The 20,924-nt window shown below is 72.4% G+C and carries 21 protein-coding genes; 9 read left to right on the plus strand and 12 right to left on the minus strand.

Annotation, left to right across the window (positions count from 1 at the left end; all coding sequences use genetic code 11):
* Positions 1-207 precede the first annotated feature (207 nt).
* The 6 genes from LO763_RS08575 to LO763_RS08600 all read left to right on the plus strand — a co-directional run bounded on the left by LO763_RS08575 (position 208) and on the right by LO763_RS08600 (position 4,877).
* Entirely contained in the window at positions 208-735 is a 528-nt protein-coding gene (locus tag LO763_RS08575) for a hypothetical protein (protein ID WP_230601554.1), read from the plus strand.
* 167 nt (positions 736-902) lie between these two features.
* Positions 903-1,634: a DsbA family protein gene (locus LO763_RS08580; protein ID WP_230601555.1), complete on the plus strand. Its 732-nt coding sequence runs from the start codon at positions 903-905 to the stop codon at positions 1,632-1,634.
* A 106-nt stretch (positions 1,635-1,740) separates the two neighbouring features.
* Positions 1,741-2,277: a hypothetical protein gene (locus LO763_RS08585; RefSeq protein WP_230601556.1), complete on the plus strand. Its 537-nt coding sequence runs from the start codon at positions 1,741-1,743 to the stop codon at positions 2,275-2,277.
* Between the two features lie 118 nt (positions 2,278-2,395).
* Positions 2,396-2,932: a copper chaperone PCu(A)C gene (locus LO763_RS08590; RefSeq protein ID WP_230601557.1), complete on the plus strand. Its 537-nt coding sequence runs from the start codon at positions 2,396-2,398 to the stop codon at positions 2,930-2,932.
* Between the two features lie 5 nt (positions 2,933-2,937).
* Positions 2,938-4,122 (plus strand): Dyp-type peroxidase, encoded by a 1,185-nt coding sequence (locus tag LO763_RS08595; protein ID WP_230601558.1) that lies wholly within the window; start codon positions 2,938-2,940, stop codon positions 4,120-4,122.
* Positions 4,123-4,640: 518 nt separating this feature from the next.
* Positions 4,641-4,877, plus strand: a complete 237-nt coding sequence (locus LO763_RS08600) for a hypothetical protein (RefSeq protein ID WP_230601559.1) — start codon at positions 4,641-4,643, stop codon at positions 4,875-4,877.
* A 44-nt stretch (positions 4,878-4,921) separates the two neighbouring features.
* On the opposite strand, the gene LO763_RS08605 is transcribed toward LO763_RS08600, so the two are convergent.
* The 9 genes from LO763_RS08605 to LO763_RS08645 all read right to left on the minus strand — a co-directional run bounded on the left by LO763_RS08605 (position 4,922) and on the right by LO763_RS08645 (position 13,877).
* Entirely contained in the window at positions 4,922-5,464 is a 543-nt protein-coding gene (locus tag LO763_RS08605; RefSeq protein ID WP_230601560.1) for a hypothetical protein, read from the minus strand.
* A gap of 24 nt (positions 5,465-5,488) precedes the next feature.
* The gene (locus LO763_RS08610) at positions 5,489-6,121 is read right to left on the minus strand and encodes a MarC family protein (RefSeq protein WP_230601561.1); all 633 of its coding nucleotides are present in this window, start codon (positions 6,119-6,121) and stop codon (positions 5,489-5,491) included.
* A gap of 64 nt (positions 6,122-6,185) precedes the next feature.
* Complete coding sequence (locus LO763_RS08615) at positions 6,186-7,385, minus strand: hypothetical protein (protein WP_230601562.1); 1,200 nt, start codon at positions 7,383-7,385, stop codon at positions 6,186-6,188.
* Positions 7,382-7,927, minus strand: coding sequence for a SigE family RNA polymerase sigma factor (locus LO763_RS08620; RefSeq protein WP_230601563.1), 546 nt, complete (start codon positions 7,925-7,927; stop codon positions 7,382-7,384). Before LO763_RS08620 ends, LO763_RS08615 begins: the two co-directional genes overlap by 4 nt.
* A gap of 255 nt (positions 7,928-8,182) precedes the next feature.
* A complete protein-coding gene (locus LO763_RS08625; RefSeq protein WP_230601564.1) occupies positions 8,183-8,998 on the minus strand; it encodes a PH domain-containing protein in 816 nt (271 codons plus the stop codon).
* A 13-nt stretch (positions 8,999-9,011) separates the two neighbouring features.
* Entirely contained in the window at positions 9,012-9,176 is a 165-nt protein-coding gene (locus LO763_RS08630) for a hypothetical protein (RefSeq protein ID WP_230601565.1), read from the minus strand.
* 441 nt (positions 9,177-9,617) lie between these two features.
* Complete coding sequence (locus tag LO763_RS08635; protein WP_369431942.1) at positions 9,618-10,277, minus strand: TrmH family RNA methyltransferase; 660 nt, start codon at positions 10,275-10,277, stop codon at positions 9,618-9,620.
* 252 nt (positions 10,278-10,529) lie between these two features.
* A complete protein-coding gene (locus LO763_RS08640; RefSeq protein WP_230601567.1) occupies positions 10,530-12,452 on the minus strand; it encodes an acetoacetate--CoA ligase in 1,923 nt (640 codons plus the stop codon).
* Between the two features lie 117 nt (positions 12,453-12,569).
* Positions 12,570-13,877 carry an MFS transporter gene (locus LO763_RS08645; RefSeq protein WP_230601568.1) on the minus strand — a complete coding sequence of 436 codons (1,308 nt, stop codon included), beginning with the start codon at positions 13,875-13,877 and terminating at the stop codon, positions 12,570-12,572.
* A 252-nt stretch (positions 13,878-14,129) separates the two neighbouring features.
* Between LO763_RS08645 and LO763_RS08650 the strand changes: the two genes are divergently transcribed.
* Together LO763_RS08650 and LO763_RS08655 are read left to right on the plus strand one after the other, a co-directional pair.
* Complete coding sequence (locus LO763_RS08650) at positions 14,130-14,798, plus strand: FadR/GntR family transcriptional regulator (protein WP_230601569.1); 669 nt, start codon at positions 14,130-14,132, stop codon at positions 14,796-14,798.
* 80 nt (positions 14,799-14,878) lie between these two features.
* Complete coding sequence (locus LO763_RS08655) at positions 14,879-15,340, plus strand: RrF2 family transcriptional regulator (protein WP_230601570.1); 462 nt, start codon at positions 14,879-14,881, stop codon at positions 15,338-15,340.
* A 12-nt stretch (positions 15,341-15,352) separates the two neighbouring features.
* Here the strand turns inward: LO763_RS08655 and LO763_RS08660 are convergent, their stop codons facing one another.
* Together LO763_RS08660 and LO763_RS08665 are read right to left on the minus strand one after the other, a co-directional pair.
* On the minus strand, positions 15,353-15,805 hold the full coding sequence (locus LO763_RS08660; protein WP_230601571.1) for a type II toxin-antitoxin system VapC family toxin: 453 nt from the start codon (positions 15,803-15,805) through the stop codon (positions 15,353-15,355).
* Positions 15,802-16,038, minus strand: coding sequence for a ribbon-helix-helix protein, CopG family (locus LO763_RS08665; RefSeq protein ID WP_230601572.1), 237 nt, complete (start codon positions 16,036-16,038; stop codon positions 15,802-15,804). The genes LO763_RS08660 and LO763_RS08665 overlap by 4 nt, the downstream gene beginning before the upstream one ends.
* Before the next feature lie 78 nt (positions 16,039-16,116).
* Here LO763_RS08665 and LO763_RS08670 point away from each other — a divergent pair, with 78 nt between their 5' ends.
* Positions 16,117-17,052 (plus strand): YihY/virulence factor BrkB family protein, encoded by a 936-nt coding sequence (locus LO763_RS08670; protein WP_230601573.1) that lies wholly within the window; start codon positions 16,117-16,119, stop codon positions 17,050-17,052.
* A gap of 61 nt (positions 17,053-17,113) precedes the next feature.
* Here the strand turns inward: LO763_RS08670 and LO763_RS29375 are convergent, their stop codons facing one another.
* Positions 17,114-20,839 carry a rhamnogalacturonan lyase family protein gene (locus tag LO763_RS29375; protein WP_304608804.1) on the minus strand — a complete coding sequence of 1,242 codons (3,726 nt, stop codon included), beginning with the start codon at positions 20,837-20,839 and terminating at the stop codon, positions 17,114-17,116.
* Between the last annotated feature and the right edge of the window lie 85 nt (positions 20,840-20,924).

The following is a 20,924-nucleotide window of genomic DNA, read 5'->3' on the forward strand; positions in this document are numbered from 1 at the left end:
CCGCGAGCGGTCCCGTGGGATCGTGGACGTGCGGGCCGCGGACGCCTCGGCGTTCCGACAGACGCGGAGGGCGCCGATCGCCCTCCCCGATCCTTTGCCGCGAGGCGAGGGTGATTCCAAGACGGGGCCGACCGCGCCTGAACACCGCGGTCGGCCCCGTCGCCGTGCGACCACGCACGGCACCGGCGGTCATGCGAGGATGTCTCGGTGCATGTCGGTCGGCCGTTGTTCCGCGGGCTGCGGGCCCTGGTGTTCGCGCTGGCCTGCGCGGCGGTCTCGGCCGGACTGCACGTCGTCGCCGACGGCGGCGCGGTCGGCGCCGGCCCCTTCGCCGCGGCGGTCGCCGCGCTCGCGCCCGTCGGCTTCGTCTTCGGCGGCGCCCAGCGCGGACCGCTGTCGCTGCTCGCCCTGTGCGGTACCGCGCAGGCGGCCCTGCACGTCTGGTTCAGCGCCGGGCACCTGCACCACCTGATGCCCGAGCCCTCCATGCTGCTCGTGCACCTGCTGGCCGCCGCGGTCTCCGCGGCGTGGCTCGCCCGCGGCGACGCGGCGCTCGCGGCGTTCATCGACGCCGTGGTGCTGCTGCTCGCCGCCCCGCCGCCGCTCCGCGGCCACACGCCGCAGGCCCCGGTCCGCACCGGGCCCCCGCCGTCGCGCACCGCGGCCCCCGTCATCGAGCCGCTGGTCTCGGCCGTCTCGCTGCGCGGCCCGCCGCGCCCGCTCCGTTCCCACTGATCCCGCCTGCGGGCGCGCGCCTTCGCGTGCGCCCGTCCCCGGCCGTGCGCGCCCGCCGTCGGCGCGCCGCCGCAGGCCCCGCCGCGCACGCCGGACCGGGGCCTCCTCCCGCATTCGCTCGCACCGCCGGGCCGCGAACCCGGCGAACACAGAACGGAACCACCACCATGGGCAAGTCCAACCGCGCCGGCCGCAAGGCCGCGATCGAGGCGCTGCGCCGGCAGCAGGCCGCCGAGGCCCGCCGCAGGAAGATCGTCTTCGGCGTCGCCATCGGCGCCGCCGTCCTCCTCATCGGCGGACTCCTCGGCCTCGGCATCTGGATGAACCGCGACGTCGAGTACGACGTCAACGAGCCGGCCGCCGCGACCACCGGCGACCACGCCGTCCGCCTCGGCGACGGACCCGTCGAGATCGACCTCTACATCGACTACATGTGCCCGGCCTGCCGGCAGTTCGAGGCGACCCACGCCGCCGACCTCCAGGGCTGGCTCGACGACGGCTCGGTCACCGTCGACTACCACCCGATCGCGATCCTCGACCGCCTCAGCCAGGGCACCGAGTACTCCACCCGCGCCGCCTCGGCCGCGGTGTGCGCCGCCGACGCGGGCGAGCAGCCGTTCCTCAACTACACGACGGCGCTCTACGCGGGCCAGCCCGCCGAGAACACCACCGGCCTGACCGACGGGGAGCTCAAGCGGATCGGCGCCGACACCGGCCTCGACGGGGACTGGGAGCAGTGCGTGGACGAGGAGACCTACTACGGCTGGGTCCAGGAGGGCACCGCCTCGGCGACGGACGGGCAGGGCGTCTCCAGCACGCCCACCGCGGTCGTCGACGGGAAGCGGGTCGACTCGCAGGACTTCGCCGACACGGTCGAGGCCGCCATCGCCGCGGCCTGACGCCCCGCCGCGCGCCCGGGACCCGGGCGCGCGGCGCCGCATCGCGGGCGGCCGCGAGTCGGGAGCCTGACAGTCCGAAGGCGGCCGGTCATGCGAGAATCGCTCCGTGCACATCGGCCGACCGATCATCCGAGGGTTCCGCGCCCTCGTGTTCGCGGTCGCCTGCGTCCTGGTCTCGGCCGGACTGCACTTCACCGCCGGCGGCGCCCCGATCTCGTGGGGCGCGTTCGCCGCCGCGGTCGGCGCGGTCGCCGCGGCTGCCTACCTGCTCGCCGCCGCCCAGCGCGGCCCCCTGGCCCTCCTGCCCGCCTGCGCGGCCGCGCAGGCCGGGCTGCACGCCTGGTTCACCGCCAGCGCCGGGCACCTCGAGCACCTCGTGCCGAGCCCCGCGATGCTCCTCGTCCACGCCCTGGCCATGGCCGTCAGCGCGGTCTGGCTCGCCCGCGGGGACGCCGCGCTCGCGGCCTTCCTGGAGCTGCTGGTCCTGTGGACGGCCGCCGTCCTGCTGCTGCGGCTGCGCAAGGCCGCGCCGGTCCGCCTCCCGCGCGCCCGCGCCGGGCGCGTGCTCGCGCCGCCGGTGCTGCGGCTGCTCGCCACGACCGCCTCCCGGCGCGGTCCGCCTTCGCCCGCGTTCTCCCACTGACCTTCTGACGTCGGCGGCGCCCCTGGCAGGGCGGTCGCCGCGAGCCCGCGCACCCGTGAACCGACGCGGTCCCCGCGTCCGGAGTGCCGCGCGCTCGCATCCGGAAACGAGAGCGAACATGCGAAAGACCCGACACACCCCGACCCTTCCCGCCCGCACCGCCGCGGCCCTGCTCGGCCTCGGCCTGCTCGCCGCCTGCGGCACCGAACCCGACGCCGACGAGGCCGCCGAGACGGCCGAGGCCACCGCCGCCGAGTCGGTGGTGATCACCGACGCGTGGGTCAAGACGACCGAGGAGGACATGACCGCCCTCTTCGGCGTCCTGGAGAACGCCTCCGGCACCGAGGCCCACCTGGTCTCGGCCGAGAGCGACCTCGGCACGGTCGAACTGCACGAGGTCGTCGAGGCCGGCGGCGCGATGGTCATGCAGGAGGTCCCCGACGGCTTCCTCGTCCCCGCCGAGGGCGAGCACGAGCTCACCCCCGGCGGCGACCACATCATGCTGATGGGGCTCGCCGCACCGGTCGTCGCCGGCGACGAGGTCGCCGTGACCCTCCGCTTCGAGGACGGCTCCGAGCTGGCGGTCACCGCCGTCGCCAAGGACTTCGAGGGCGGCGACGAGGAGTACCGGCCCGGCGGCACGGACGGCATGTAGGGCCGATGGAACCGCAGCGCAAGCGCCTGAACCGGCGCGGACTGCTCGGGGCGGCCGGAGGGGTCGCCGCGCTCGGCGCCGCCGGCGCCGGGGCGGCGGCCCTCGCCGGCGGCCCGGACGGGCCCGCCCCCGAGGCCGCACCCGCGACCACCGTGCCGTTCCACGGCGCCCACCAGGCCGGGATCACCGGCGACGCCCCGTCCCGCACGGTGCTCCTGTCGCTCGACCTGGGCGAGGAGGTCGACGCCGACCGCTTCGCCGCGGTCATGCGGCTGCTGACCGACGACGCCGCGCGCCTCACGCAGGGCGAGGCGGCGCTGGCCGACGCCGACCCCGAACTGGCCGCCGAGCCCGCACTGCTCACGGTCACGTTCGGCTTCGGCCTCGGCCTGCTGGAGCGCCTGGGCCTGCCCGCGCCGCCCGGCGCCGGGCCGCTCCCGGCGTTCTCGGTGGACCGGCTCGAGGAGGCGTGGTCGGGCGGGGACCTGCTCGTCCAGGTGTGCGGCGAGGGCGACCTGGCCGTCAGCCACGCGATCCGCATGCTGGTCAAGGACTCCCGGTCCTTCGCGACGGTCCGCTGGGCCCAGCGCGGCTTCCGGCAGCGGCCGGCCGGGGGAGGGACGCCCCGCAACGTCCTCGGCCAGGTCGACGGGACGAGCAATCCCGACCCGTCCACCGGGGACGGCGGCGAGGCCGTCTGGCTCGGCGAGGACGCCGGGCCCCTGGCGGGCGGCACCGTCATGGTCGTGCGGCGGATGCGCACCGACCTCGACGAGTGGGACAAGCTCGACGCGGTCGGCAAGGACCGGGTGATCGGCCGCCGCGTCAGCGACGGCGCCCCGCTCACCGGCGAGCGCGAGGACGACCCGGTCGACCTCGAGGCGCGCGAGGACTCGGGGCTCCCGGTCATCCCGGCCGGGGCCCACGTCCGCCGGGCCATCGACGCGGGGACGACGATCCTGCGCCGCTCCTACAACTACGACGACGGCCCCGGGCCCGCGGGGGAGTCGGACACCGGGCTGGTGTTCGTCTCCTACCAGGCCGACATCGGGCAGTTCATCGCCATCCAGGAGCGGCTGGCCGAGTCCGACCTGCTCAACGACTACGCCGTCCCGATCGGCTCGGCCGTGTTCGTCCTCCCGCCGGGGTGCGACGAGGACGGCTGGATCGGCCAGGGCCTGTTCGATTAGACCCGGTGGCGGGGGGGGGGCCCCCCCCCCCCCCCCCCCCCCCCCCCCCCCCCCCCCCAAACAAACACAAAAACAAAAAAAAAAAAAAAAAAAAACACGCAGACCCCCACCCCCCCGCCCCCCCCCCCCCCGCGCCCCCCCCCCCCCCGCCCCCCCGCCGCCCCGGCCCCCCCCCGGGGGGGGGGGGCGCCCCCCCCCGGGGGGGCCCCCGCCCACCGCCGTGCTGTCGGGCCCCTCGGGCACGCTCGAATCGGGGGCGCCTCGGCACGGCGCCGCGGACCGTCGCCCCTGCCCGCCGAACGGCGCCACCGGAGATGTCGGGCCCCCGCGGCGCCCTTGTCGTCGGGGGCGCCGCGCACCGGCGCCCGGGGCCTCGCCCCTGCCCGCCCATCGCCTCAAGATGCGAGCGGGCACCGCGATCGCCTGGTTTGTCGGACCTCTCGGGCACCCTTGTCGTTCGGGGGCGCTTCCGAGCGGCTCCTCGGGGCCTTCCCTCTGCCCGGCGTTAGGCTCTCCCCATGAGCGACCCGTCCGACAGCAGCGGCTACCAGGGCCCGCCCGCGAGCGTGCCGCCTCCTCCCGGCTGGCGGGTCGAGGCCGTGGCCCTCCCCGGCGAGCCCCGGCGCCTCCCGGCGCAGGACCACGCGGCCATCGACGCCGCCGAGCAGCGGGCCCGCCTGGTCACCCACTGGCTCGCCCTCGCCGCGGTGGCGCTCATGTTCACCGTCCTCATCACCGGCCTCCTCAGCAGCTGAGCGGACGGCGAACGGTCCCGGCCGGGACCGCCCCGCGGCACGCCCTACCGGACCGTGCCGCCCCAGACCATCTCGGCGCCGGTGTGCCCGGTCCGGTAGAGCACCCAGGCCGCCATCAGCAGCAGCGCGAACGCGATCAGGCCGATGATGAACATGAGGACCTTGCGCCCGGTCGCGGCGGGGTCGTCCGAGCCGGACGCGCCGTCCTCGCCCGCGGCGGGCGCGGGCGCGTCGGCGTTGCGCAGCAGCGCGGCCCGGCGGCCCCGGTCGAGCCCGGCGAACAGGAACCACACCGGGATCAGGGCGACGAGCGTCCACAGGAGCCAGTAGCCGTTGTCGTGGTGCTGCTGGACCGCCTCGGGCCAGCCGTCGGGATAGGTGTAGTCGGCGAGCTGCTCGCCGCTGAAGACCGAGCCGTACGCGGCGGCCGGGCCGACCAGCACGAGGATCGCCACCGCCCAGCCGACGAAGCGGCGCAGCGGCGGGACCAGGAGGTAGGCGAGGCCGAGCAGCACCAGGAGCGCGACCAGGATGATCGGCGCGTGCACGGCCAGCGGGTGGAGGGGCAGGTCGAGAATCGTCGTCATGAAGTTAATTGAACCCTAAAGTGATCACCAACCGGTAGCCCCGGCAGAACTTTCGAAGAGTTCGACGTAGCCCATGACGGCGTCCGCGATCAGCTGCACCGCGATCGCGGCCAGCAGCACGCCCGCGATGCGGGTGAGCACCTCGATGCCCCCGCGCCGCAGGACCTTCACCAGGAATCCCGAGAAGCGCATGACCAGGAAGATCGCGGTGTGGATGACGACGATCGCCAAAGCGATCCACAGGTAGTCCACACTGGATGACGCCTGCTGCACGAACAGGATCACCGCGACGATCGCGCCGGGCCCGGCCAGCAGCGGGGTGCCCAGCGGCACGAGCGCGATGTTCGACGTGGCCGCCTCGTTCGGGTCGTCGGCCTTCCCCGTCAGCAGCTGGAGGGCGACCAGGAGCAGCAGGAGCCCGCCCGCGCCCTGGAGCGCGGCGAGGTCGATGTGCAGGTAGCTGATGATCTGCTGCCCGAGCAGCGCGAACAGCGTGATCACGCCCAGGGACAGGCACGTCGCCTGGAGCGCCGCCCGGCTCCGCTGGCGCTGGTCCATGGTCCCGGTCAGGGCCAGGTAGATCGGCACGATGCCGGGCGGGTCCATGATGACGAACAGCGTCACCGCGACGGTCAGAAAGTACTCGAGTCCACCCACGCAGCGAGTATGTCAAGTCCGCCGGGTCACAGCCGGTGATCGGGACACTCGTGTTAGGTGCGGCTCAACCGTGCCGGGGCATTCCGGATAAGACGTAGCTGAGCACCGGCATGATCGCCCCCGGCGGCGGGGTGAGCTCGGACAGGAACGGCTCCTCCCCGGAGTCGTCGAGCAGGAGCCACGTGTCGTCGGTGCTGTCGCCGGTCAGCTGCCAGCGCAGCATCGGATCGGTCCACAGGCCCGTGGAGTCCTCGTACCGGTCCTCGTACTCGCCGAGGTCGAAGCCCTCCACGAGCGGGTACCTGTAGCTCCGATCGACCTGCTCGACGGCGCTCCGGGCCCGCTCCACGGCCTCGCCGTCGGCCGCGGCCCTCGCCAGCTCCTGCTGGATCGCGTCGGACCCGATCGACCCGCACTGCTCGCCCGGCGCGGCGAGGCCCGTGCCCGGCGCGAGGTCGGCCACGCAGACGAAGTCCGGATCGGTGATGTCGACGACGACCAGCGCCTCGAAGCCGGCGGTGCCGACCGTGGTGAACCCCCAGTCGTACTCCTCTTCGAACCAGTAGGGCCCCTCGTTGCCGCCGGTCGTGGAGTGCAGGTCGCCCGAGAAGAAGGCGGTGCTGTCGCTCCAGTCCTGGAGGGTCAGCGCGTAGTCGGTGGTGAAGACGGCGGGCGCTTCGCCGAGCTCGTCGAAGGGGGCGTTCAGCAGCTGGTACTCCTCCCGGGTGTACTCGGCGGTCGGGGAGACGACCGCGAGCTGCGTGCCGCCGGTGTTGGCCTCGATGTACGTCTCGGGGGTCGGCTTCTCGTACACGAGCGGGGCGGCGCCGTCGAGGGGGGTGAAGCTCACCGCGGTCTCGGTCTCGGTGGCGTAGGCGTCGGCGAGGCGGTAGACGCTCGCGGGCTGCTCCTCGCTGATCGGGACGGACTCGCCCGCCTCGTTGAGGACCTCGTACTCGCCGTTCTCGGCGAGCACGACGAACTCCATGTCGAGTTCGAGCTGCGCCTCGGTGGCGCTCGTGTCCGAGGCGATGAGGTCGCCTTCGGGGCCGGACCCGACCCAGGGCTGCCACACGAACACGGCCGCGCCGAGCACGAGCAGGCCCGCGCCGCTCGCGGCGGCGGCCTGGCGCCTGCGGCGGCGGATGCGGCCGGCCCCGGCGATCGCCAGTTCGGCCAGCCCGGGGTCGTCGTCGGTCAAGGGCGCGGCGCGGGCCCTGTCGGCCATCTCGCTGCGCAGAAGGGATTCCAGATCCCCGCTCACGCGGCCTCCCTGGAGTCCATCGCGATGCCGAGCGCCGCCGCCGGGGTGCCCAGGCGCTTGCGGAGCCCCGCGAGCGCGCGGGAGGCCTGGCTCTTGACGGTGCCGACCGAGATGCCGAGGACCTCGGCGATCTGCGGGTCCGAGCGGTTCTCGTAGTAGCGGAGGACGAGGACCGCGCGCTGGCGTTTGGGGAGGGCGGCGATGTGGCGCCACATGGCGTCGCGCACGGCCGAGTGCTCGGTGAAGTCGCGGGAGGTGTCGGGGCGGTCCTCGAAGATCTCGGTGGGCTTCTCGCGGTTGGAGCGCTTGCGCCACCAGGAGGCGTTGGTGTTGTACAGGATCCGGCGGGCATAGGCGTCGATCGAATCAGTGGTCCTGATCCGTCCCCATGCCAGGTAGGTCTTCGTCAAGGTCGTCTGCACCAGGTCCTCCGCTGTCGCCCAGTTCCCCGTGAGGAGATACGCCGCACGATGCAGCGCGGCCGAGCGCGCCGCCACGTACTCGCGGAACTCCTCGTCCTGGGACGATTTGGTCTCGCTCACGCGTCTCCCTGGAGGGGTCGAACAACAGACGACATACCCCCGGAGGAAAGTTGCCCCGCAGGGCGGAATTCTGCCAAAAGATGGGTGTCGTCGGCAACCGAGGGTCGGTAGAAGGTGAGTATACGAAGTAGGTGCAACCGGGTGGGTCCCGGCATCGCGGGGCGCAGCGGGCGTCACGTCGGCACCGGCGCCCAACACGCGAAACACCCGCCGACGCGTCGGCGGGTGTCGGTGGTCGAGGGGGACCCGGCGGGGTCAGACGTCGGCGTCCTTGCGCACCGGCTCCTCGGGGATGAGGTCCTCCTCGGGTTCGGCCTCGCGCTCGTCGACGGCCTCGGGCTCGTACATCTCCTCGCACATCTGGAGGTAGAGCTCGTTGGGGTTCGGCAGGTGCGGGACGTTGCGCAGCGCCTGGTCCTGGCCCGCGGACTCGATGATGAACTCGCCGTAGTTGAGCATGCGGCCCATCGGCGACTGCGAGTACTTCATGTCGGTGACGCGGCCGAGCGGCATCATGGCGACCGAGCGGGTGATGACCCCCTGGATGAGCATGATCCGCTTGTTGGTCAGGATGAAGCGGTCCATGTACCAGTCGAGGATCTTCCAGCCCACGAACCCCAGGATGAGCAGCCAGACCACGACGGTGACCGTCAGGGCCGTGTCGCGGCTCTGGGACTCCCACTTGGTGAGCATCCCCGAGGCGAGCCCCATGATGAAGGTCGAGAGGGTGCCGATGATGTACCAGGGCATGAGGTGGACCCAGTGGCGGCGCCACTCGCCGCGGTACTTCTCGGTGGGGAAGAGGTAGCGGGCGGAGATGGGGGACGGGACGTCGGGGACGGTGGGGGCGCGCACTCCGGACAGGAGGCCGACGCCCGCGCCGTCGTCGAAGCGGACGCCGTCGATGTCGCTCGCGGCCGCCGCCGGGGCGGTGCCGGCGGGGAAGGCGTACTCGCGGGTGGGGGACTCGGCGCCCGGGGCGGGACCGTCGGAGGGGGCGCGGGGACTGGGGGGTTCCAGCGGCTCGGTGTCCTTCTTGTCCCCCGAGCCGCCTGCACCGGAATCGGTCATGCTGCCGTCGCCGTCAGGTCACGAGGTTCGTGAAGAACGCCGCGAAACCGTTCGCGGCATCGAGGATTCCGCCTGCGAGGTTCCCGACCACATCGCTGGCTTCGCCTGGCCTGAAGGCTACAAAGAACACCAGGAACGCAAGTCCGCCCCAAGTCAGAAACTTCTTCAACTTCCTCACCCCTCCCGTCAAGGGTCCTGGCCGATCGTTCGTCTGGCGCAGGCTGGCACGAGTCTACCGTACGAGCATGACTCGGCTTTCAGTTTTGCAGTGGGCCCCATCGGTGCGAACCGAGCGGCCGGTGCCGGGAGCCAGGGTCGCCGGGCGGTGTCGATATGCCCGGCTCCGCCTGTCTACCAGCGGAACAACCTATTCGCTTGTACCAACGGGGAGCTTACCGCAAGTAGCCTTCCATTGGCTCAATGTAGGCGCATCGCCGCCGCAGTCCCAGGGAAGCGTCAGCTATCCGACACCGTTCGTTCGCGTACGCGCCCTGCGGGTGCGAAGCGTCGACGCGGCGCCGCGACCGGCACGGCGCCGGGCCGGTGCGCACCCTTCAAGGGTGCCACCGGGGCACGGCGTTCGGGGCCCCCGGGGGCGTCGGATTTCGGACGGATCGCGCTAGCCGGCGCGGCGGGCGGCGGGGCCCTGCCCGAAGACGTGCTCCCTCACCCACGCGTGCATGGCGATCCCGCTGGCCACGCCCGCGTTGATGGAGCGGGTCGACCCGAACTGGGTGATCGAGCAGACCATCGAGCACACCTCGCGCACCGGCTCGGACAGGCCGGGGCCCTCCTGACCGAAGACCAGGACCGCGTTGCGCGGCAGGGAGGTCGTCTCGATCGGCACCGAGCCGGGCAGGTTGTCGACGCCCACCACCGCGAGGCCCTCGGCGGCGACCCGGTCGACGAACGCCTCCACGGTGGGGTGGTGCTCGACGTGCTGGTAGCGGTCGGTGACCATCGCGCCGCGCCGGTTCCAGCGGCGCTTGCCGACGATGTGGACCGCGGCGGCGAGGAACGCGTTCGCGTTGCGCACGACGGTGCCGATGTTGAAGTCGTGCTGCCAGTTCTCGATGGCGACGTGGAAGTCGTGGCGGCGCTCGTCGAGGTCGGCGACGACCGCCTCGCGGCGCCAGTACCGGTAGCGGTCGACCACGTTGCGGCGGTCGCCCAGGCGCAGCAGCTCCGGGTCGTACTCCGCGCCCTCGGGCCAGGGGCCCTCCCAGGGGCCGACGCCCACCTCCGCGGCGGCCAGATCCTCGTCAGTCACGCCGACCATTGGAGCACAGCCGCCGGGGGCGGCCCGTGCCCGCGGCGGCGGGCGGGCATGGCGCCGCCCCGGCGGCTACGGGGGAAACCGACCGGGGCGACGCGTTGCATACTATCTGCCCGACGGTTGCGATCGGGCACACACCCTTTTGAATTCCCTTGCCGCAGAAGGAAATCGGGTCTTTATACGCCCCGCGTCACTCAGGTTTCGCAACAGTCCCGCCGGCACGGCCGTCCACACTGCCCCCTCCCGTGCGGCGGCTCACCGCAGGAAGGCCCTGAGCGCGTCCGGATCGGCCAGCGCGTCCCGGGCGATGGCCTCGTCGGGCGCGACGCCCTTGAGGATCTTCTTGACCGGGACCTCCACCTTCTTGCCGCTGAGGGTCCTGGGGATCGCCGGGACCTGCCGCACCTCGTCGGGCACGTGCCGGGGCGAGAGCTGCTCGCGCAGGGCCGCCCTGATGCGCCCCTGCATGGCCTCGTCGAGCTCCGCGCCCTCGGCGCAGGCCACATAGAGCAGGAGGCGGTCCTGGCCGGGGTCGTCCAGGTGCACGACGAGGGAGTCGGCGACGCCCTCGATCGCCTCGACGACCGCGTAGAACTCCGCGGTGCCCATGCGGACGCCGCCGCGGTTGAGGGTGGCGTCGCTGCGCCCGGAGATGACCGCCGAGCCGCGGTCGGAGATGGTGATCCAGTCGCCGTGGCGCCAGATCCCGGGGAAGTCGGTGAGGTAGGTGTCGCGGTAGCGGTGCTTGAGCGGGTCGCCCCACAGGCCCACGGGCATCGACGGCATCGGCGAGGCGATCACCAGTTCGCCCTCGCGGCCGATCCCCGGGCGCCCCTCGGGGTCGAAGGAGCGGACGTCGGCGCCCAGGCAGCGGCAGGAGAGCTCGCCGCGCCACACCGGGACCGTGGGCGCGCCGCCGATGAAGCCGGTGCACAGGTCGGTGCCGCCCGAGAGGGACTGGAGCTGCGCGGTGGGGCTGACGGACTCGTACACGTAGTCGAAGCCGACCGCCGGGAGCGGGGCGCCCGTGGAGCCGATGCCGCGGAGGCGCGACAGGTCGGCCTCCTCGCTCGGCTTGACGCCGCGGGAGCGGCAGGCCATGAGGAAGGGAGCGCTCGTGCCGAAGTAGGTGGTGCCGGACTCCTCGGCGAGGCGCCACATGCCCGCCGGGTCGGGCAGGCCGTCGAACATGACGATCCCGGCGCCCACGATCGGCGCGGACATGAGGTAGTTCCACATCATCCAGCCGGTGGTGGAGTACCAGAAGAACCGGTCGCCGACGCCGAGGTCGTGGTGGAGCGAGTGCATCTTCGCGTGCTCGAGCGCCATGCCGCCGTGCGAGTGGACGATCGCCTTCGGCAGGCCCGTGGTGCCCGAGGAGTAGAGGATGTAGAGCGGGTGGTCGAAGGTGAGCGGCTCGAACGCGATCCCCTCGTCGTAGGCGCAGAAGCGGTCCCAGGTCTCGCCCTCGACCTCGTCCGAACCCAGGTAGGGCAGGGTGACGAGCGCGCCGAGGCCCTCGATGCCGCGGGCGACGCGCCGCAGGTCGTCGGTGCGGTCGATCGACTTGGGGCCGTATTTGTAACCGTCGACGGCGACCAGGACCTTCGGCTCGATCTGCGCGAAGCGGTCGAGGACCGCCTTCGCGCCGAACTCGGGGGCGCAGCTGGAGAAGACCGCGCCGAGGCTCGCCGAGGCGAGCATGAGCGCGAAGGTCTCGGGGATGTTCGGCATCCAGGCGGCGACGCGGTCGCCGCGGTGCACCCCGTGGGCGACCAGCCCGGCGCGGGCGCGCGCGACCGCCTCGCGCAGGTCCGCGAGGGTCCACTCCACCGTCTCGCGCGTGTCGGAGTAGGCGCGCACGATGACGTCCTCCTCCCCCACGCCGGGGGCGGTGAGGACGGCGCGCGCGTAGTTGAAGGTCTCGTCGGGGAACCACACGGTGTCGGGCATCGACTCGTCGGCGAGCACGCGGTGCTCGGGGACGGTCTTGCCGAGGCCGAAGTGCTCCCAGACCGCGCCCCAGAACGGCCTCAGGTGCTCCACCGAGTACTGCCACAGCGCAGGGTAAGAGGTGAGGTCGCGCTCCTCTCGGCGCGACAGCCACTGGCTGAAGCGCCCGATGTTGGTGGTCTCCACCGCATCAGGCCGCGGCAGCCACAGCACCTCGTTGGTCACGATCGCCTCCCGATTTCCACGACGGTGTGGTCCACAGCACTATCGTGGCATGTCTCGGGTTTACGCCTGGGACCGGGGGATCGTTTGCCCCCGTTCGTCCGCTATCCAGGGAGTTCATTATGTGGGACGGAGCTCGTCCTCGATGAAGCGCTCGCGCGTGACGTACAGGCCCGCGAACAGCAGGAGCGCGGTCAGGACCGCGATGAGCCCGAAGGGCACGCTCCACGAGCCGGTGAGGCCGAAGACCCAGCCGACCGCGAGCGGGCCGGCCCCGGCGATGAGGTAGCCGCCGGACTGGGCGAACGAGGACAGCGCGCTGGTCCCGGCGGGCGTGCGGGCCCGGAGCCCGAACAGGGTCAGGATCAGCGGGAACACCGAGGTGCCGATGCCGAACAGGACCATGGCGGCCCAGGTGAGCGGGCCGCCGCCGTCGAGCCAGAGCGCGGCGAGGGCGGGCGGGTAGCAGGCCATGAGGACGAGGAAGACCGGGCGCGGACCCCACCGGACGGTGAGGATCGGGACCACGACCGAGACGGGGATCTGCACGACGGTGAGCACGCCGAGCATCGACCCGGCGGCGGCCGCGTCCATCCCGTCGGAGGCCAGGATCGTCGTCGTCCAGCCCATGAGGATGTAGGCGATGGCCGACTGGCAGCCGAAGGCGGCCAGCATCATCCAGGCCAGGCGCGAGCGGCGGACGCCGCGGAGGCCGTCGATCGGGGCGGCGCCGGAGGCCGCGGCGGCCGGGCGCCACAGCAGCCACGGGACGATCGCGACGAGCGCCGGGAGGGCCCAGACCGCCAGCGCGACGCGCCAGTCGTCGACGAGGTGCTCGATCGGGGCCGTGGCCGCGGCGGCGACGGCGGTGCCCACGGCGAGCGTCGTGGAGTAGGCGGTGGTCATGGCGCCGATGCGGTTCGGGAAGTAGCGCTTGACGATGACCGGGACCGCGACGTTGCCGATGGCCCCGGCGGCGAGCGCCAGGAGGCTGCACAGCAGGAAGACCGCGGTGCTCGGGGCCCAGGCGCGGGCGACGAGCCCCAGGCTCATGACCAGGAGGGCGCCCGTGAGGAGCAGGCGCGGGCCGAAGCGGCGGGCGAGGCGGGGCGCGAGGGCGCCGAGCCCGGCGAAGGCGAGGACCGGGAGGGTGGTCAGGAGGCCGGCGACGGTCTCCGACATGCCGAGGCCGGTGCGCAGCTCGGCGAGGATCGCCCCGACGCTGGTGACGGCGGTGCGGAAGTTGAAGGCGGCGAGGACGACGCCGGCGACGAGCATCCAGCCGGCGGCGGCGGCCTTGGCGGCGGGCGCGGGGTCGGCGAGCTCGGCGCGGGGCGTGGGGGCCGGGTGCTCGTCGGGGTGGTCGGCGTCGGGTCCCCGCTGGGCGGGCCCCTCGGCGGTGCCGGCGGGCGCGGCGTCGGTCGTCACGCGTGGCTCCTACCAGATTCGGGTGCGGGCGGTGGTCCGGCGGGGTGGAAACCGTTGTCCGGCTGTTTCGGGCGCGACTTGGTGCGTCGTGAGCAGCCGGGATAGAATCGAGTCAATTCATGGGATGAATTGGCGGCCTGTCAACGGTATCGCGTCGGCTGTCTGCTTTAATCCTCCTAGTGTTGGGAAACACGCACCCCATGGCGGGCCCCCGCTGGCCGTGGAAGCGATCCGGAGAGGTCAGGTCCGCCAGTGGCATTGCAGTCGACACGCAAGTCCGCCCTCGTCGATCAGGTGATCGAGCAGCTGCGCCGCCAGATCAGCGACGGCGAGTGGACCCTGGGCTCGCGCATCCCCACCGAGAGCGAACTCGCCGAGCTCCTCGGCGTCGGCCGCAACACCATCCGCGAAGGCGTCCGGGCCCTCGCCCACGCCGGGCTCCTGGAGATCCGCCAGGGCGCCGGGACGTTCGTCGTCGGCCGCTCGGAGGTGACCGCGGCCGTGCGCCGCCGCATCGCCGCCAGCCCCGCCCTGGACGTCATGGAGGTCCGCCGGGGCCTGGAGGTCGAGGCCGCGCGCCTGGCCGCCCACCGCCGCGACGAGGCCGACATCACCCGGCTGCGCATCCTCCTGGCCGAGCGCGAGGCGACCCACGAGGTCGGCGACACCGAGTCGTTCATAGCGGCCGACATCGCCCTCCACCAGGCCGTGGCCGAGGCCAGCCACAACAAGCTCCTCGCCGAGCTGTACACCGAGCTGGCCGACTCGCTGCGCGAGACCGTCCGGGCCGGGCTCGGGCCGGTCCTGGCCGAGGAGCCGCACATCGACCACACGCGGGCCGTCGAGGCGATCATCGCCGGGGACGCCGACCTGGCCGCCATCGAGACCGCCGCGTACCTGCGCCTGCTCATCGACGACTGATCGTCCGGGGCCGCCGGGGCAGACGCTTTCAAGAGATAGAGTCGGTAGGGCCCGCCCACAGCGAACCGCGAGGAGTCCCCATGCGCCTGTCCGCCCGCGTCGACTACGCACTGCGAGCCGCCGTGGCCCTCGCCGGGTACGGGGACCGGTGGGTGTCGGCCGAGCAGATCGCCGAGGACCAGGGCATCCCCCGGAAGTTCCTGGAGTCCATCCTGCTCCAGCTGCGGCGCGGCGGCATCGCCACGTCCAAGCGCGGCTCCGAGGGCGGCCACCGGCTGGCCCGGCCCGGCGACGAGATCAGCCTCGCCGACGTCATCCGCGCCGTCGACGGCCCGCTGGTGGGCGTGCGGGGCGAGCGGCCCGAGCAGGTGTCCTACACCGGGACCGCGACCGCGCTGACGAACGTGTGGATCGCGCTGCGCGTCTCCGAGCGCCACATCCTCGAGTCGGTCTCCCTCTCGGCCGTCGCGGGCGACGACCTGCCGACCTCGGTCACCAAGCTGCTCGAGGACCCCGACGCCTGGGTCGTCCGCGGCGCCTGACGCGTCGCGGTCTCAGAGGTCGGTCGGGAGGATCTGGAAGTAGTCGAACCCGGCGCCCCCTCCCGGGAGCGGCGCCAAGCGACGGAAGTCGCCCTCGTCAAGGGTGAAGATCCGGTTCGTGTCCCAGTCTCGCGCCAGGGCCACCGCGAAGCAGTCGGCCAGGTCGAGTTGCATGTCGTCGTATCTCTCACGCAGATCGCGCGCCGCGAAGTAGTCCTCGATGTTCAGCTGGCCCAGGTAGTCCGTGGCATTCGGCCCGGAAACCCGGTCGAGGATGTCGCAGAACGCCTGTTTGGCCGCCTTGTAGTGAACCCGTTCCCGGATGAGGTGGTCAAGCTCGGTGATGACCAGCGGGGAATACACGAAACCACCGATCTCGTGGTACAGCGCATCGCAGCGCCCGTGATCGCGGTCGTCGGGGTTGAAGACGGCGAGCAGTGCGGAGGTGTCCGCAACGATGATCACCGGCGGTCTGCCCGCCGCTGGTAAGCCTCGTCGATGATCCGGCGGCGCTCCTCACGATCGACGGGCCCCCCGAAATCGAAGGTCGACACCCGCTTCGGGCGAACCGAACGGCCGCTGAGGAGGTCGGCGACGAGTTCGTGAAGCAGCGCGGCACGAGAGATTCCCCGCGCCTTCGCGAGCCGGTCGAGCTGCGCCATCTCCTCAGGGGTGAGGTACGTAGATGCTTGTTTCATAGTTTGTATGGTAACAAACTATCCTTGTCGCCCTCCTGTCTGCGGGCACGCGTGCCGAGGCTTTGGCAGAATCGGGTCGTGAAGTTCCCAGACCTGGGGGCCTGGTGGGACCGCGTGCTCCTGGCGGCCCGGAAGCGGTCCAACCTGGTGGACCACACGTGGCGCGCCCAGGAGCGCTACTTCGAGGTCCACGGCGGCCAGCTGGCCGCCGCGATCTCCTACTACGCGTTCTTCGCGGCGTTCTCCATGTCGCTCCTGGCGCTGGCGATCTTCGGCTACCTGCTCAACGTGCCCGAGGTGTACGACTCGGTCGAGACGTGGCTCGAGACGAACCTGCCGGTCATCGACATCGGGGTCCTGGAGGACTCGCGCGGGTCGGTGACGGTCTTCGCGGCCGTCGCGCTCGTGGTCGCCGGGGTCGCCTGGGTCCAGTCGGTGCGCGCGGCCATCCGGCAGGTGTGGGCCATCGAGGCGCAGCCGGGCAACCCGTTCCTGCGCTGGGGCATCGACCTGCTCATCCTCATCGGCCTCTCGCTGCTGGTGCTGGTCACCATCGGCGCGACCGCCGGCGCCGAGGTGGTCCTGGCCTGGCTCGAGCTCGACGAGGTCACCGGGAACCCGGCCCTGCTCGTGCGGGGCGTCTCGGTCGTGGTGGGCCTCATCGCGAACGCGGTCCTGGCCACGGTGCTCCTCCAGGCCCTGCCGCGGGTCGTGATGCCGCTGCGGCGGGTCTTCTGGGCGTCGCTGGCGGTCGCGATCGGCATGGAGGCCCTCAAGACCGTCGGCCGCATCTACGTCCTCCACGTCTCCGACCGGCCCGCCTACCAGGCGGTGACGACCGCCGTCGGCCTGCTGGTGTTCCTCTACATCTTCAACGTGATGCTGCTGCTGGCCGCGGCCTGGACCGCGACCTCCCTGCGCGGCAGGGCGATCGACCTGTACGAGCGCGCGGCGATCCCCAACGGCATCGGCCGGCTCTTCAAGCCCGACCGGGGCGAGGAGGCGTCGAAGTGAGTGGACGTGAAGCGGCCCGGGCGCTCTGCGCCCGGGCCGCCGTTCCCTATGGAGTTCTCGGTCAGGAGACCACGCAGACCTGGCCGTTCAGGAGGAACATGCCCGGGTCGTGCGGGTCGCCGGTGCCCTGGAAGCCGATCTGCTTCGTCCGGCCGGGCCCCAGCGGGAAGTTCCAGAACGCCGGGTCCGCGGCCATCGCGTCCCCGTCGACCGCGATCTCGCCGCCCCAGTCGACCACGACCGACTCGACGCCGCCGGACCTCCACCGGAGGTCCCACTCGCCGATCGCGTCGTCACCGGTGTTGGTGACCTTGACCTGGACCACGAAGCCCGAGCCCCAGTCCGCGACCACGTCGTAGTCGACCTCGCACGAGGCGGCCGCGTACGGCGCGGCCGCCGCGTCCCGGGTGGACTCGGCCGCGATCGGGCGCCACCGGGGCGCCTCCGAGCCGAAGCCGAGGAAGAAGCTCGGCCACGGCGGCTGGTTGTACGAGGTGTTCTGCCACGCGACCGCGAGGCGGTACTGCGGGTCCTGCATCAGCGTCGGGATCGAGTGCTCGGTCTCGATCACGGTGGTGAAGATCCGCACCCCGTCGTTCGACTCCTTGCGCAGGATCACCTCCTCGCGCCAGTCGCCCATGAGGTCGGCGGTCAGGACCGGGTTGCCCTTGGTGCCGTTGTTCGTCTGGACCCCTTCGGGCGTGAAGACCTCCTCCTGGGTGCCCGTCTCGGGGTCCCACTCGGCGATGAACGGGCGGATCGGGACGTAGTTCGGCTCGTCGAACTCGTGGTCGAGGATCTCGCGGCCGAGGTCGCCGTCCCACCAGACCATGAAGTTCGCCGAGGGGATCGTGTTCCCGATGAGGGTGCCGTCGGCGGCGCGCAGCTCCCCTTCGCGGGAGTCCCACGCGCCGGTGGCGCTGACCGCCCAGCACTCCGCCCCCGGGTAGGCCGGGTCGATGTCGCCGCACGTGCCGCGGCCGGTGTCGCGCGTGCCCGGGATGGACCAGAGCACCTCGCCGGTCTCGGCGTCGCGGAACGCGGCGGCCCGGTTCCCCGAGGCGCCCATGCTCTCGAACGGGCTGAACACCTCCAGTCCCTCGCGGGACGGGTCGAGGTCCGAGACGTGCAGCGCGTCGCCGTGGCCCAGGCCCGCCGACTGGAGGACCGTGCCGTCGTCGTTGAGCGTCAGCGACCCGTACACGATCTCGTCGCGCCCGTCGGCGTCCACATCGGCCACCGACATGTTGTGGTTGCCCTGGCCCGCGTACTGCGCGCCCCACTCGGTGGAGCGGAAGGACCAGCGCTCCGACAGCGACCCGCCGTCGAAGTCCCAGGCGGTGAGCTCCATCTTGGTGTAGATGCCGCGGGCGGTCACCAGCGACGGCGTGTTCCCGTCGAGGTAGGCCACCGCCGCCATGAGGCGGTCGACGCGGTTGCCGTAGCCGTCGCCCCAGTCGGCCGCCTCGCCGCGGTCGGGCTGGTAGGCGACCGAGTCGACCGCCGCGCCCGTCTCGCCGTCGAAGACCGTCAGGAACTCGGGGCCGGTCAGGATGTACCCGCCGTCGTTGCGGTGGTCGGCGTCGGCGTCGCCGATCGCGTTCCCCGCGCCGTCCACCGTGCCGTCGGCGGTCTTCAGCGCCACCTCGGCCCTGCCGTCGCCGTCCATGTCGTAGGCGGTCAGGGTGGTGTAGTGCGCCCCGGCGCGGATGTTCACGCCCAGGTCGATGCGCCACAGGCGCTCGCCTTCGAGGGTGTACGCGTCGACGTAGACGTTCCCGGTGTGGCCGCTCTTGGAGTTGTCCTTCTGGTTGGACGGGTCCCACTTCTGGATCAGCTCGTAGACGCCGTCGCCGTCGAGGTCGGCGGTGGTCGCGTCGCCGGGGCTGTAGGTGTAGGCGACGCCGTCGGGCGTGGTCCCGCCCTCGGGGCGGTCCATGTCCACGTCGACGTACTGCTCGCCGAGCACGGTGAACGCGTCGGTGTAGCCGGTCTCCACGCCGTCCTCGACGGTGGCGATCCAGTACGTCGAGTTCGGCGTGCCCCCGGTGTCGGTGAGGTTGGTGGTCGCGGTCGGCTCCCGGGTGAGGAGCGCGCCGTCGCGGTAGACGTTGAACGCCAGGTCGGCGCCGTCGGTGGCGAGGCTGCGCCAGCCGACGTAGACCCCGTCCCCGACGGCGACGGCCACCGGCGCGCGGTCGAGGTCCTCGACCGCGGCCGCGCAGTCGGCGCACGGCTCGTCGGGGCCCTCGCCCCCCGAGTCGGGCACGTCGCCGACGCGGGTGAGCTCCAGGCCGTTGAGGTGCCCGGTCTGGCCCGAGACGTTCACATTGAGTTGCCCGTCCTCGACGATGACGCCCTCGAAGTCCTTGACGAGGACCGACCGGGAGCCGGCGTTGGCCGCCCCGAAGTCGACGCCCTCGAACTCGAGGTTCGAGCGGGCCGAGCCGACGTAGTCGCCGACCGAGACGCGCGCGGTGTACAGGCCGTCGGCCAGGTCCACCGCGAAGTCGTAGCCGCCGCCGAACCAGGCCACGAAGTCGCGGCCCACCGGGTCGTCGTCGCCGCCGCGGTCGCGGTCGATGGCGCTGCTCATGTCGGTGGTGAAGCCGTAGCCGAGCTCGGCGGTGTAGGCGGTGCCGCGATTGACCTCGGTGTAGCCCTCGGCGACGACCTGGGAGGCCGGGCCGAAGTCGAACTTGAAGCCGGCGCTGGCGGTCGTCACCTGGAGGGGCGCGGACCGCTCCGACTCGCCCCTGCCGTTGACGGCGGCGACGGCGAACTCGTAGGCGGTCTCCTCGGCGAGGCCGGCGACGCGGCCGACGCCGACGGTGGCGGTGGTGCCCAGGCGCCACTCGCCGCCCGTCTCGCGCACGTAGACGCGGTAGACGTCGGCGTCCTCCTGGTCGGTCCAGTTGAGGGTGACGCTGGCGTTGGACACGGTCGCGGCGGTGAGCCCGGTCGGCGCGGCCGGGACCTCGTCCGGGGGCGCGACGTCGACCACGTGCTCGGACAGCGGGAGTCCGAGGGTCGCGGTCTCCTCGGCGACCAGGCGGGCCATCTGGATGGCGCCGTACTCCTGGAAGTGGGTGTCGTCGGTGGTCCCGTTGGGGCGGTTCGGGTAGACCCCGGCCGGGACGTGGAGGAACACCGACTCGGCGGCTTCGGGGCCGATCTCGTTCAGGTAGGCGCGCGAGGAGGCCGAGAGGTCGACCATCGCGACGCCGGTCTCCTCGTGCAGCTCGTGGACCTTCTCCACGTATTCGGGGAAGGAGACGTTGAACTCGCCGGTGTCGGCGTCGAAGCTGCGGCGCGACACGGGGGTCACGAGGACGGGCACGGCGCCCTTCTCGATCGCGCCCGCGATGTAGTGGTCGCGCAGGTACGTCTTGTAGTCGTCGGGCGAGGTGTAGCGCTCGGGGACCGAGGCGGTGGCGTCGTTGTGCCCGAACTGGACGAACAGGTAGTCGCCCGGCTGGATGACGTCGAGGATCGCGTCGAGGCGGCCCTGCTCGACGAAGGAGCGCGAGGAGCGCCCGCCGATCGCGTGGTTGGCGATCGTGACCTCGTCGTCGAAGTAGCGGTCGATGACCTGCCCCCAGCCGGCCTGCGGCTCGTAGTAGGGGTCGTAGGTCTGGACGGTGGAGTCGGAGGCGAGGTAGACGGTGACGCCGTCCTCGTCCTGGGCTTGGGAGGGGGCGCCGGTGGCGAGGACGCCCGCGAGCGCGGTCGCCCCGGCCGCGAGCACCGCGAGGGTGCGGCGCCACCGACGGCGTGGAGGAGTCATGGGCCTCATGTTCACTTCCGGTGAGGAGGAGGGGGCTTGCGCGACAAGCGGGAGTGAATCGTTTCAATTCTGCGGCCGATTGTTG

This window comes from Glycomyces amatae, assembly GCF_020991375.1.
Lineage (GTDB): Bacteria > Actinomycetota > Actinomycetes > Mycobacteriales > Micromonosporaceae > Glycomyces > Glycomyces amatae.

Excerpts from the sequence above, each read along its gene's own strand:
- LO763_RS08605 (WP_230601560.1), bottom strand. The coding sequence starts at position 5,464 with ATGACGACGATTCTCGACCTGCCCCTCCACCCGCTGGCCGTGCACGCG.
- LO763_RS08580 (WP_230601555.1), top strand. The coding sequence starts at position 903 with ATGGGCAAGTCCAACCGCGCCGGCCGCAAGGCCGCGATCGAGGCGCTG.
- LO763_RS29375 (WP_304608804.1), bottom strand. The coding sequence starts at position 20,839 with ATGACTCCTCCACGCCGTCGGTGGCGCCGCACCCTCGCGGTGCTCGCG.
- LO763_RS08655 (WP_230601570.1), top strand. The coding sequence starts at position 14,879 with ATGCGCCTGTCCGCCCGCGTCGACTACGCACTGCGAGCCGCCGTGGCC.
- LO763_RS08625 (WP_230601564.1), bottom strand. The coding sequence starts at position 8,998 with ATGACCGATTCCGGTGCAGGCGGCTCGGGGGACAAGAAGGACACCGAG.
- LO763_RS08665 (WP_230601572.1), bottom strand. The coding sequence starts at position 16,038 with ATGAAACAAGCATCTACGTACCTCACCCCTGAGGAGATGGCGCAGCTC.
- LO763_RS08590 (WP_230601557.1), top strand. The coding sequence starts at position 2,396 with ATGCGAAAGACCCGACACACCCCGACCCTTCCCGCCCGCACCGCCGCG.
- LO763_RS08600 (WP_230601559.1), top strand. The coding sequence starts at position 4,641 with ATGAGCGACCCGTCCGACAGCAGCGGCTACCAGGGCCCGCCCGCGAGC.
- LO763_RS08635 (WP_369431942.1), bottom strand. The coding sequence starts at position 10,277 with ATGGTCGGCGTGACTGACGAGGATCTGGCCGCCGCGGAGGTGGGCGTC.
- LO763_RS08595 (WP_230601558.1), top strand. The coding sequence starts at position 2,938 with ATGGAACCGCAGCGCAAGCGCCTGAACCGGCGCGGACTGCTCGGGGCG.